Genomic DNA, 11883 nt, shown 5'->3' on the forward strand with positions numbered 1-11883 from the left:
CACCGCCCCATCTGCCTGATTTAATGCCACTTACAAAATGGCATAAAAGTTGACAATAGGGAGGCTCAACAGAAAAGTTGAAATAATCGATTAAATTAATTGGATGAGATAGAGTAAATATAAGTTACGCAAAACAGAAAGAATTATAAACTATGAACAAAAAACTACAAGCCCTTTTTATGTTCTACTCATTATTGTTTATGGGCATGAATATAAATAATGCAAACGCGATTCCTGAATCACTCGAGCACAATTCGAACCGTCTTACAACCACGGAAGTTATTTTTAACGAATTACAAAAGAGTGAAATTAGTTTACCGTCTGTTGAAGCATTTTCAGCGGCAATTAAGGGTTTTAGCAACCTCAAAAAGGGATCAGAAAAAATTACAAAAAATATACTTTCTATAGTTGATTTTAGTTTGCCATCAACAAAAAAACGTTTCTGGGTTATCGATTTAGAAACCAAAAAAGTTCTTTTTAACGACTATGTTGCACATGGCCGAAATTCAGGAAATAACATTGCGAAGAAGTTCTCGAATGTGCCAAGTTCGTATTCCAGTTCTTTAGGATTTTACATTACTGCAGAAACTTACCAAGGAAAACATGGGCTTTCAATGCGATTGGACGGCATTGATAAAGGTTTTAACGACAACGCACGGGCAAGAGCAATTGTGGTGCATGGAGCCGATTACGTAAGTCACGATTTTATTAAAAAACATGGCCGTCTGGGAAGAAGCTTGGGCTGCCCATCGTTACCCATGGATGTGAACAAAAAAGTTATTGATACGATAAATGGGGGAAGTGTTTTCTTTATTTATTCTAAAGATGCCAACTTTTTAACCCGCTCCGAGATATTGAATCCAACAACTGCAATGCCAGCAACTAAAGGATAATTCCACTTTGAATTTTTGCACCAGGGTTACTTTCTCTTCGTTTGAAAATAGCATGCAAATTAATCAATCATAGAAATAGAAGTGTACTAACCTCGGTTCGATTTAAAAAATACGTTGCAGAGATGAGCAAATAAGAGCTTTAAGGTGTAAAGCCAAACGAATTTAAATACTCGAAACTCAGTAAAAACAATAGTAAGACCTTCAGGTTTTTGATGCCCTGAAGGTCTTTTTTTTGGCAATAAACCTCTGCCCAATCTAATTGGCAACTCATCAATCTATCAATTCTATTCGTCGCTACTAAGAAGCCTATCTGTCTTAACCGGTTGTTAAAGCATTCCATTCATTTTTAAGTTGGGAAGCATATCTGTTAAAGGTTTCTTTATTAACTAAATATCTGTTAACTTGTCACTTTTAACTAATCAACTATGGGACTTTTGAACCGAACCTATTTAATTATCTTCTGCCTGATCTGTTTTATTTCCAGCTCAAATGCACAAGAATCAGATAGTACAGCTACAAATCCAAAATTCTTTTTAGAATGTTGGGAATGTGATTTTAATTTGGTGAGACAGGAGCTCAACTTTGTCTCCTTTGTTCGGGATCCCAATCTGGCAGATGTACATATTTTATCCAGTACACAGCGCACGGGAAGTGGTGGTCGAAAGATATTTCTCAACTTCATTGGCCAAAATCGATTTGAGGACGTCGATTACGATTACGAATACCTCGCCGACCAATCGGAAACCAGGAGCGAAACCAGGCAGGGACTTTTAAAGATCATAAAAACAGCGGTTTTGCAGTATTATTCCCAAACTGATTTTTTAGATCGTGTAGAAATCGATTTGTCAGAAATTGAAGGAAAGTCGGCAACACAAATTGTGGATGATCCCTGGAATTTATGGGTTATCAGCCTCGAAGTAGGTAGCAATATCCAGAAGGAGGAAAGTCAGGATGAGTTCTCCTTAAACACCGAAATAAGAATTCAAAAAGTTACTGATTCATGGAAAACAAGAATTGAGGGAGATTATCGGATGGATAATGAAAATTATTACGACGATGGCGAGAAGTTTGAGAACAATCAAACCAATTCAGACATTACCGCAAATTTTATTAAAAGCCTGAACCAACACTGGTCGGGAGGAGTATTTGGAGAATATCGCAGCTCCTCATATTTAAACACAAAAAATTCATATAGTTTTGAAACCGGCATTGAATACAATATTTTCCCCTGGTCAGTTAGTAACCGTAAAATATTCGTGTTTCGCTATGTGGCCGGAGCATCCCATTTTCGATACGAAGAGATTACCATTTACGATAAAACAAAAGAAAATCTTTTTTATGAGGCCCTTGTTATGGATCTGGAAATAATTCAACCGTGGGGCAGAATCGAATCCAGAATAGAAGGGAAACATTACTTCCATGATTTCAGCAAAAAAAGGTTATCAATTGATTCTGAGGTGTCGCTTCGCATAACCAGACAACTTTCAGTGTATAGCGAAGTCAGGTATGATGTTATTCACGATCAACTTTATCTACCCAAAGGAAATGCATCGGTGGAAGACGTACTTCTTAGGCGAATAAAAATGGCCACCGAATATGAATTTCGTTTTGAATTAGGCTTTCAGTTTACCTTTGGTTCAATTTATAATAACGTTGTTAATGAACGTTTTTAAACAACTCGCTCCTTTATAAATATTTCAGAAACTTCAAGATTGCTTCGCGATACTCGTCATGCCCCACAATTCAAGGGGCTTCAAACTAGGAGGGGTTGGTGGGCGGCTTAGCCGCCCACCAACCCCTCCTAGAAGTTAACTCACTGACAATAATATCATTGCGAACGCAGTGAAGCAATCTGTTAGTCTGCATTTTTTTTCCTGACAACGGTGTATTTCATTAGGAACATTTATACAATCAGAGGAATTCAAATATTTTAAAACAACAAAAAATACTCAACTGCCAAACAAGTTCTTATCCTGGTGCCATTAACTTTCTTAACTGATTGTTAACGCATCACATTCATTTTTAAGTTGAGTAGAATTTTGCTTATTTAGCTTTCCATTACTTTAAGAATGACAAACAAAACTTGCCTGATTTATTGCAACTGTGGTGCCGGTATCATTTCCGACGAAAAAAAAGCCGGCCTTTCCGAAGCTTTTAAAACACTTGGTATTGATATATACGAGCTACACGACCTGTGTGCCTTCTCGCTGAATGAAAAGGATTTCCTGCACCAACTCAACAAAAATTACGATAAAACACTGATTGCCGCCTGCTATCCGCGGGCAATAAAAAACATGTTTGAGCAGAACGAAGTACAGCTCAGCAATTACGAAGTGTTTAATTTCAGAGAGGTCGGCACTGAACAACTTACTGCTGAAATAGCTGTTAAGATTGATAAAAAACAGGAAGAAAGCAGTTATGAAGTAAAAAAGACCGATCTAAAAGTTCCGGCCTGGTACCCGGTTATCGACAAAGAGCGCTGCACCCTTTGCGGACAATGTGCACGGTTCTGTGTTTTTGGCGTGTATTCGTACAACAAAAAAAGCCTGAAGGTTGTTAACCCGCTGTCGTGCAAAAACAACTGCCCGGCTTGCGGACGAACCTGCCCGGCATCGGCAATTATTTTTCCGCGTTTACCCGAAAACTCAGCGTTATCGGGAGCCGAACCGTCCGAGGATAAAAAAGCTACAGCCACCGATCAAAAAGACAATTTGATTGTTATGCTCAGCGAGCGCAACAACGCCCGAAAGAACATTTTCAGGCAGGGCACCTTTCAACTGGCCGAAGAAGAGAAAAAACAAGCCATAGAAGAATTAAAGAACAGCTTCAAAAACAAAAAAGGAGATGCTTAAACAACTGCTGAAAACTGATAAAAAATGCTTGTATAAATTTGGATATAATATGGGCATAAAAGGTGCCCGTGGTATTCAGCGCTTTCAGAAACGAATAAAAAAGGGCGATTTTTTCCCGGCATTTCATTTTATTTCAGTAACCGACGATTGCAACCTGAATTGCCAGGGTTGTTGGGTAACGCATAAAAAACAGAATGCCCGTATGTCGCCCGAAATGCTGGATTCCATTATCACCCAATCAAAAGCAAAAGGATCGTTCTTTTTCGGGATATTGGGTGGCGAACCGCTCATGTATAAACCGCTGTTCGATGTTTTTGAGAAACATTCCGACTGCTATTTTCAGCTATTTACCAACGGAACTTTACTGAACCACGAAATTGCAGAACGTTTACGTAAACTAGCCAACGTTTCGCCGCTTATTAGTTTTGAAGGCGACAATGAAGTAGCCGATGTGCGCCGCGGAGGTTTGAACGTTTACCAAAAAGCACAAGCTGCAATTGATCATTCAACCGAAGCCGGATTGATAACGGGGGTAGCCATGAGTGTTTGCAAATCAAACATCGATCTGGCTTTTTCCGATGATTTTATTCAATCACTAATAGATCGTGGAGTGCTTTATTTGTGGTACTACATTTACCGCCCTGTGGGACAGGATGCTTCAGTCGAACTTTGTCTTTCGGCTGAACAAATTGAAAAGCTACGCCAGTTTATGGTGGATGCTCGCCAGAAATACGACATTGCCATTATTGATGCTTACTGGGATGAAAATGGCAATGGGCTGTGTCCGGCGGCATCAGGTTTAAGTCACCACATTAATGCATCGGGCGATATCGAACCTTGTCCCGTCATTCAGTTTGCCACCAACAATGTGGCCGATGGCGATCTGGAAAGTACTTACCGCAATTCAACTTTTCTGGCAGGATTTAAAACAGAAATACCAAAACTAACCACGGGCTGCATCGTTATGGACGATCCGCAGTGGTTGGTTAATTATACAAAACAACATGCCGCAAAAGATACATCGGGCAGAGATAACGAAGCCGAACGCCTGAGTCAAATGGAAAAAGTTTCCAGTCATGGTTCATCCAAAGCTATTCGCGAAAAAAGCTGGTTGTATCGCTTTGCTAAAAAACGGGCATTTTTCGGGTTTGGCGCCTATGGTTAATATGAAGGAAACAAACGGCATATTAAAAGTTCCTGAGGAATCGTTCGTGCGTAATAAAATGCGCCAGGCTTCTGCGACTATGATCGAAAAGTTCGAGCTGCGTCCTCCTGTCAACATCCTGAGATTGGAGCAACTGGCAAAAGAACTGGTGAGCGAACAGGAAGTTTCCGAGAAATATATTCCTTTTGCCATGGTTTTGCTGGGCAACGAATCGTGGCGAAAAACGGTGAAAGCCACGCCGATGAACCGCCGGCTGTTGTTGCTCCCTCAATGTTTAAACAACAAAGAAAAATGTGAGGGCATGTTCGACGAACTGGGACTGAATTGTGCCGGATGTAAAGCCTGTCCCATTGATGATATTCTGATAGAAGCCGAATCGAAAGGTTATGCGAACCTGGTGGCCGAAGGAACAACGGTTGCTGTTGGCTTAGTAGAAGAAGGATCAATAGATGCAGTAATTGGGGTGAGTTGTATGCCGGTATTACAGCGCTCGTTCGAGCCGGTGTCAAATGCGGCAGTACCGGTAATTGGCATTCCGCTGCTTTTCGACGGATGCGAAGATACTCGCGCCGACATAAAATGGATACTGGATGAAATGCGCTCTTATGAAGCAGATAAAAAGCACCAGCCCATTTCGGTGTCGCTATTGAAAAAACGGATAGAGGGTTATTTCACAAAAGAAAATGTGGGAAAATATATTCCTGCCCGCGATAAAACAGAACAAATTGCACAAGAATATCTTCTCATTGACGGGCAACGTATACGGCCACTTTTAACAGCTTTAAGTTATCTCGCTTATTCAAACAACGATAACGAAGAATTGCTGCAATCCTTAACACTTATCATCGAGTGTTTCCATAAGGCATCACTTATTCACGACGATATTGAAGACAATGCCAACCAGCGATACAACACGCTCACGGCACATTCAAAATACGGTGTGCCGCAAGCAATTAATGCCGGCGATTTTCTTATTGGCAAAGGTTATGAGTTACTGAGCGACCTCGATGCATCGAATGAAACCATAATAAACTGCCTGCGTTTTATTGCAAGTTCACATATTCAACTTACACGTGGTCAGGGTGTGGATATACTTTTTAACGATGGTAAAATTCAGCTGCAACCCGATGAAATAATCGAGGTTTTCAAGAACAAAACGGGCGAAGCTATAAAAGTTGCCTTGTTGTTGGGAGCAATCGTTGGTGGTGCTGGCAAGCAAGAACAAAAAGTACTGGAACAATTTGCCGATTACATGGGAATTGCGTACCAGATTCGCGACGATTTGAATGAGTTTGACGAGCAGCACCCAGAAGAAAAAACCGGCGATTATCCATTCCTGCTGGCACTGTTGAATAAACATTTTGCGGAACAGAATAAAGAAACGCCTGCCCTTCTTCTTAAACAGGTAGCAGAATTCAGAAAATTAATTGATAAAACCAACATTGGTAAAGAGGCAAAATCATTTTTGCAAAGCTATGTTGACAGCTGTTACGCGGAACTAGATAAACTAAATAACGCCAAATTACGCCTGAGCCTTTACGGAGTGATGGGAAAAATATTCAAAACAGAAACCACTAATGAATAAACCAAAGAAAATCGCGATCTATAAAAAACTGATTCGGCGACTTTCTTTAGGATTTGAAACATTATCGCCCGAAATACAGGAAGAAATTAGTTCATTTATAAAAAGGCAGCAACACGCTTCGGGTGGCTTTTGCGACCGTGCCGGAAATCCGGATCCTTACTACTCGCTTTTTGGCTGTTGGCTAAGTTTAGCCACCGGACAAAAAGCAGAAACAGAAAACTTAAAAGCCTACATCTTGGAACAGCCAGCAACATCAAGTACTGTTGAAGAGCTGGCGTTGAATCTGATGAAAACGGAGTTGCTCACGAAACAGAAAAACGAATCGTTGTTTTCGTTACTAAAGAAAGTTTTCTCGGGGCACAATTTTATGGATATTTCATACCGCTTTTTTTTGCTGGCGTTAACCATTGACGCCACCACAAAAAAACGTTTTCTTTTTAACCGGATGGCACGCATTTGGCTGCCCTTTTACAAGGTGAAAGAAAACTCGCCATGCAGTTTGGTTGCGGCACTTTGTTTTGCTCGTTACGATCTTGGATTAGGCTACAAAAAATACCAGAAACTTTTATTAGAATTTCACCAGGAAAAAGCAGGGTTCAGGGCTTTTGAAACCACACCATTCAGCGATACTTTATCAACCGGAGTGGCACTTTTCTCTTTGGCCGAAACCAAATATGATCTGCGCTTAATAACTCCCGATTGTCTTGATTTTATCCAAATGAATTATCTTGCCGGGGCCTTTCTTTCGGGCGACAGTGATGAAACACGCGATTTGGAATATACGTTTTATGGACTACTGGCGTTGGGAAGCCTAGTGAAGGATTAAGTCAAAAGGAAAAAGTAGAAAGGCAAAAGGAAGAAGAATGAATGACGAATGATGATTAACGATTTTTGATTTTGAAGGACTTTGATGATAAGTAAGAACTTTATGCCTCTGCGCCTTTGCGAGAAACAAAAAATCTTTGTGTCTTCGAGTCTTTGTGTTTAAAATATAAAAAGTGAAAAAAGAGAAGTTGGAAATACGATTTAAAGAACTGAGCGAAATTTTACTCAGTGAGCTTAATGATGATGGCTTCTGGTCGGGAGAATTATCATCGAGTGCGCTGGGTGTGGCCGTAGCTGTTGCAGCACTTCATTTCCACGATGCCCATCTTCATCAGCAGGAAATTGGAAAAGGGCTGGCATGGCTAACTTCGCACCAAAATGCAGACGGCGGTTATGGCGACACGCCTGAAAGTCCGGCCAATATTTCAACTTCATTACTTTGTTATGCAGCATTGAATCTTTATGCTGAAGAAAATCCGGCGATAAAAACAACACAACAAAAATTAGCCGACTACCTAAAATCGCAAAATGTTGACGTGCGCTCCGAGCAGGTGGCAAAAGTTATTCTCAATCATTATAAAAAAGACTATACATTTTCGGTACCCATATTAACACTTTGTGCACTTTGTGGCATTCCGGGCGACAATGGATTTAAAAACATTCCACAGTTGCCATTCGAGCTGGCTCTATTGCCGCGCAGGTTTTATCGATTGTTGAATTTGAGTGTGGTAAGCTACGCTATTCCGGCATTGATTGCTGTTGGAATTGTAATTTTCCGCAAGAAAAAATCAAACGGATTGACACGTGTCGTCCGGGCAAAAGCTGAAAGGAAAGCACTTAAAATTCTGGAGAAATTGTTACCGAAAAGTGGTGGTTTTTTGGAAGCCATTCCGCTTACAGCATTTGTTGCACTAAGCCTGATAAATGCAGGATTAAGAGATTCGGTGATTGTAGACAAAGGAATTGCATTTTTAAAACGTACCCAACGCAAAGACGGCAGCTGGCCCATCGACGTCGACCTATCAACATGGGTAACAACGCTGAGTGTAAAAGCTTTGGGCGAAAGGAAAGATGAGATATTGTCGCAAACTCAGCAAAAACGAATTGCCAGTCATTTGCTTTCGGTGCAAAATAAAACGGTCCATCCGTTTAACGGCACTTCGCCGGGTGGCTGGGGCTGGACAAATTACTCAGGTTCCGTTCCCGACTGCGATGATACGCCGGGAGCGATTCTGGCACTCTTAAATTTGGCACCGCACCATACTATTAGAGAAGAGGTATTAGTTGGAGGCGAATGGCTACGCAAACTACAAAATAACGATGGCGGCTTCCCGACTTTTTCGCGTGGCTGGGGAAAATTGCCATTCGATCAGAGCTGCGCGGATTTAACCGGACATTGTGTTTTGGCACTTGCAAGAATGCTGAATGTATACCAACAAGATTTGCATCAGAAACAGCATAAGCAGTTTAAAAAAACGATCCACAAAGCTGTTGTATACCTGGAGAAATACCAAAATGGAAATGGCTCGTGGCTTCCGCTTTGGTTTGGCAATCAACACACCCAAAATCATGAAAATCCGGTTTACGGAACAGCACGGGTACTTACCTATCTTCAAAAAGCAAAATTATTCGTAGACCATGATCCGGTACTGGCTGAGAAGCTGAAAAAGATGATCGCATCAGGAACCGGTTTTCTGTTGAAAGTTCAGAATGAAGATGGAAGTTGGGGTGGCAATGCAGGAGTTGAAGGATCGATAGAAGAAACAGCACTGTCCATTGCAGCCTTAACAGAAACAAAATCGGATGCCGAAATTGAGAAGGGATTCGATTGGCTGGATAAATTCTACAAAAATAACGGGCTTATAAAAGCCCCTATCGGATTATATTTTGCATCGTTATGGTACGATGAAAAACTTTACCCATTAACTGCTTACCTGGAGGCAATTGAGCTTCGGTTAAAAACACAGCGTAATAACCTGATTTTGACTTAGATTAAATGGTCGTAGGTATTTAACAGCGCCCTCTGGCACACGGGCTATTGGTGATAAAAAACCCTAAGAATGCCCCTATAATAATACTCTCAACCACTTCATTGCGTGGCAAAGTGTTAAGGTGCATTCCTTCAGTTAAATAGTAAAACAAAAAACCGGCAAGCGCTCCAATTAAAATATAGCGAACTGTTTTTCTCGTATGCGGTTTTCTGAACTGACGTTGAAACCAGCTTCCTTCTTCTTCTATTTCCAGCTTGTTGAACTTCATTCCGAGTATATAACTATTTAAATACAAAGATAATTATATACTTGGAATGAAGCTTTGAATATTTGTTAAATAAAACGCTGCTTATAAAGCGACAGCTTCATTTAACAATGCGGCATCTTCCATAATTACTTCATAGAAATAGCCGGCGCCAAAATCTTTTTCCAGGGTTAGCTTTCCTTTAAAAATTACCTGGTTGCCAACTTTAACATTCTCTTGTGTAGTTATCGTTAGATCGAAATTGCCACTACTGCCTGTACCATCCTGAATGTGTACCCAGTTTTTTCCCATTACCTGTTCGTTCACTTTTACAACTACTCCCCGAATTTCGAATTCTTTATTGCTATATTCAGCCTTGTTGGCAAAAACATCTGCAATACTCAATTCTCCTTCTTCTTTATTAATTTCAACTTCAGCATCGTCGGCAGCTACTTTCCCCTGGTGCGACGATGGCATTTCACCACTCATAGCCGGCTGTTGATCCACAGGTGTTTTGCTGATTTGATTCACAAAATAAATGACATCAAAAGTTCGGTCAATCTCTTTGCTGTGAAAGTCTTCCATAGGTAAAGCATCGTAATAGTATAAAACTTCACCGGGATTTACTGCTTGTTTTGATACAGCAAGCCATTTTTTAGTACCATTTTCTGTTGCGTTTATGTAGGTATAAGTACCTCCCTGAATTACTTCCGAGACTTTAATCATATTAAAAGCACTCTGGTTCTGGCTTTGGACCATTGCCGGTTTTTTGTTTCTTACGCATGCTAAAAACATTGTGGCCACTGCCACTATCATCAATATTTTAATCGACTTCATCCTCATCATCCTTTTTATTTTTTTTAAAATTTAATTCTCAAGTTAAGGTATAATCTGTTAAACAACTGTTGGTCCTGAAATGTTGGCGGGGAAGATATAGAAAAATTTTAGTAGCTCCCAAATTTGGAACAACTGATAATTAAACAAAGATGAACTTTGTATGAAAATAAAACTATTCCGAATCAGCTAACTCAAGAACCGGCTCCCACTGAATTTTTTGTAGCTCCAGCATTAACGAATCCTTAACAGCAGTATACCGAGCCATGTTTTCTTCTTTAACGGGCTCAACAGGTGGCGCTTTTACTTTTAACGGATCTACATAACTACCATTTTTAGCTACACGAAAATCGAGGTGAGGTCCCGTTGCCAGACCGGTTGCTCCAACATAGCCAATTACATCACCTTGTTTTACTCGCGCACCGGTTGTAATTCCTTTGCCAAAACCCGAGAGGTGCATATAAGTGGTTGTATAAACCGAGTTGTGTTTAATTTTTACATAATTGCCGCCGCCACGAGCCTGGTAAGCACGGGCAATTACAGTCCCGTCGCCAATACTCACAACTGGTGTTCCTTTTCGTGCAGCATAATCAACACCGTGATGTGGACGACGGATACGCAAAACCGGATGCATGCGACTGTTTGAAAAACGCGAACTTACACGTGAAAACTGAAGAGGTGCTTTTAAGAAAGCTTTCCTTAGACTTTTCCCCTGCTCATCAAAATAATCGAAGCGGTCATCCTGATCGAAAATAAAAGCATAATTTTTATCTCCATAATGATCAAACTGAACGGCATAAATTTCGCCAATACCGATAGAAACGGAATCAACAAATTGTTCATCGTAAATCACCCGAAAACGATCGCCTTTCTGGATGGCAAAAAAGTCGATTGTCCAGGCAAAAATATCCGATAACTCTAACGCCAGCATCGGATCTTGTTCGTTATCAACCATTGCATTCCACAACGATGACTCAACAACTCCCTGCGCAGTGCGTAGCCGGGTCTTCACTTCCTTTTGACCTTTATAAATTCCTAATGTATCTGTTAATTCAAATACAGTATATTCAGCCGCTGAATTTTCATACACAAAATACTTTGCAACAGGAACGGAATCGCGGGTGGAGAGAATGCAAAAATTCTCGCCGCTTTTAATCTTTCGAACATCAAAAACAGTTTTCGATTTTCGCGCAATTTTATCGATGGTTCCCATGCTTACACCACGTGCATTTAAAATCTGGCTTAAGTACTCATTGTTTTTCACTTTCCCCATTTCAAGGGCAAAGGAATCAATCGGAAACCCGTATTTTAATACCGGCACTTTTACTTCAACAACAGTATCTAACACAGGTGTTTCTTCCTGTTTGGCACTTTTAGGTGCACACGAAAACAATTGACTCAGTAATAAAACGAGTCCCATCCCCACAACGATCAATCTCAATTTTCCCATCTTCAAAATTAAATTACGCCAAAAATAAGAAAACTGAATTGATA

General features: G+C 40.5%; 10 protein-coding genes. 7 read left to right on the plus strand and 3 right to left on the minus strand.

Annotation, left to right across the window (positions count from 1 at the left end; all coding sequences use genetic code 11):
• The first annotated feature begins 152 nt into the window (after window positions 1-152).
• The 7 genes from G0Q07_RS17895 (at window position 153) to G0Q07_RS17925 (ending at window position 9311) form a co-directional block, all read left to right on the plus strand.
• Window positions 153-893, plus strand: a complete 741-nt coding sequence (locus G0Q07_RS17895; protein WP_163348438.1) for a murein L,D-transpeptidase catalytic domain family protein — start codon at window positions 153-155, stop codon at window positions 891-893.
• Window positions 894-1318: 425 nt separating this feature from the next.
• The gene (locus G0Q07_RS17900; protein ID WP_163348439.1) at window positions 1319-2566 is read left to right on the plus strand and encodes a hypothetical protein; all 1248 of its coding nucleotides are present in this window, start codon (window positions 1319-1321) and stop codon (window positions 2564-2566) included.
• A gap of 396 nt (window positions 2567-2962) precedes the next feature.
• A complete protein-coding gene (locus G0Q07_RS17905; RefSeq protein ID WP_163348440.1) occupies window positions 2963-3745 on the plus strand; it encodes an ATP-binding protein in 783 nt (260 codons plus the stop codon).
• Window positions 3738-4910, plus strand: a complete 1173-nt coding sequence (locus G0Q07_RS17910; RefSeq protein WP_163348441.1) for a radical SAM protein — start codon at window positions 3738-3740, stop codon at window positions 4908-4910. The genes G0Q07_RS17905 and G0Q07_RS17910 overlap by 8 nt, the downstream gene beginning before the upstream one ends.
• A complete protein-coding gene (locus tag G0Q07_RS17915) occupies window positions 4822-6495 on the plus strand; it encodes a polyprenyl synthetase family protein (protein WP_163348442.1) in 1674 nt (557 codons plus the stop codon). Before G0Q07_RS17910 ends, G0Q07_RS17915 begins: the two co-directional genes overlap by 89 nt.
• Entirely contained in the window at window positions 6488-7321 is an 834-nt protein-coding gene (locus G0Q07_RS17920; RefSeq protein ID WP_163348443.1) for a prenyltransferase/squalene oxidase repeat-containing protein, read from the plus strand. Before G0Q07_RS17915 ends, G0Q07_RS17920 begins: the two co-directional genes overlap by 8 nt.
• A gap of 172 nt (window positions 7322-7493) precedes the next feature.
• Window positions 7494-9311, plus strand: a complete 1818-nt coding sequence (locus G0Q07_RS17925; protein ID WP_163348444.1) for a prenyltransferase/squalene oxidase repeat-containing protein — start codon at window positions 7494-7496, stop codon at window positions 9309-9311.
• A gap of 19 nt (window positions 9312-9330) precedes the next feature.
• On the opposite strand, the gene G0Q07_RS17930 is transcribed toward G0Q07_RS17925, so the two are convergent.
• From G0Q07_RS17930 to G0Q07_RS17940, 3 genes are all read right to left on the minus strand, one after another.
• Window positions 9331-9579 carry a hypothetical protein gene (locus G0Q07_RS17930; protein WP_163348445.1) on the minus strand — a complete coding sequence of 83 codons (249 nt, stop codon included), beginning with the start codon at window positions 9577-9579 and terminating at the stop codon, window positions 9331-9333.
• An 81-nt stretch (window positions 9580-9660) separates the two neighbouring features.
• Window positions 9661-10392: a hypothetical protein gene (locus tag G0Q07_RS17935; protein WP_163348446.1), complete on the minus strand. Its 732-nt coding sequence runs from the start codon at window positions 10390-10392 to the stop codon at window positions 9661-9663.
• 172 nt (window positions 10393-10564) lie between these two features.
• Entirely contained in the window at window positions 10565-11839 is a 1275-nt protein-coding gene (locus G0Q07_RS17940) for a M23 family metallopeptidase (protein WP_163348447.1), read from the minus strand.
• Between the last annotated feature and the right edge of the window lie 44 nt (window positions 11840-11883).

The organism is Draconibacterium halophilum, from assembly GCF_010448835.1.
GTDB lineage: Bacteria > Bacteroidota > Bacteroidia > Bacteroidales > Prolixibacteraceae > Draconibacterium > Draconibacterium halophilum.

Coding starts and splice junctions, on each gene's coding strand:
- G0Q07_RS17900 (WP_163348439.1), top strand. CDS start 1,319: ATGGGACTTTTGAACCGAACCTATTTAATTATCTTCTGCCTGATCTGT.
- G0Q07_RS17930 (WP_163348445.1), bottom strand. CDS start 9,579: ATGAAGTTCAACAAGCTGGAAATAGAAGAAGAAGGAAGCTGGTTTCAA.
- G0Q07_RS17915 (WP_163348442.1), top strand. CDS start 4,822: ATGGTTCATCCAAAGCTATTCGCGAAAAAAGCTGGTTGTATCGCTTTG.
- G0Q07_RS17910 (WP_163348441.1), top strand. CDS start 3,738: ATGCTTAAACAACTGCTGAAAACTGATAAAAAATGCTTGTATAAATTT.
- G0Q07_RS17905 (WP_163348440.1), top strand. CDS start 2,963: ATGACAAACAAAACTTGCCTGATTTATTGCAACTGTGGTGCCGGTATC.
- G0Q07_RS17920 (WP_163348443.1), top strand. CDS start 6,488: ATGAATAAACCAAAGAAAATCGCGATCTATAAAAAACTGATTCGGCGA.
- G0Q07_RS17935 (WP_163348446.1), bottom strand. CDS start 10,392: ATGAAGTCGATTAAAATATTGATGATAGTGGCAGTGGCCACAATGTTT.
- G0Q07_RS17940 (WP_163348447.1), bottom strand. CDS start 11,839: ATGGGAAAATTGAGATTGATCGTTGTGGGGATGGGACTCGTTTTATTA.
- G0Q07_RS17895 (WP_163348438.1), top strand. CDS start 153: ATGAACAAAAAACTACAAGCCCTTTTTATGTTCTACTCATTATTGTTT.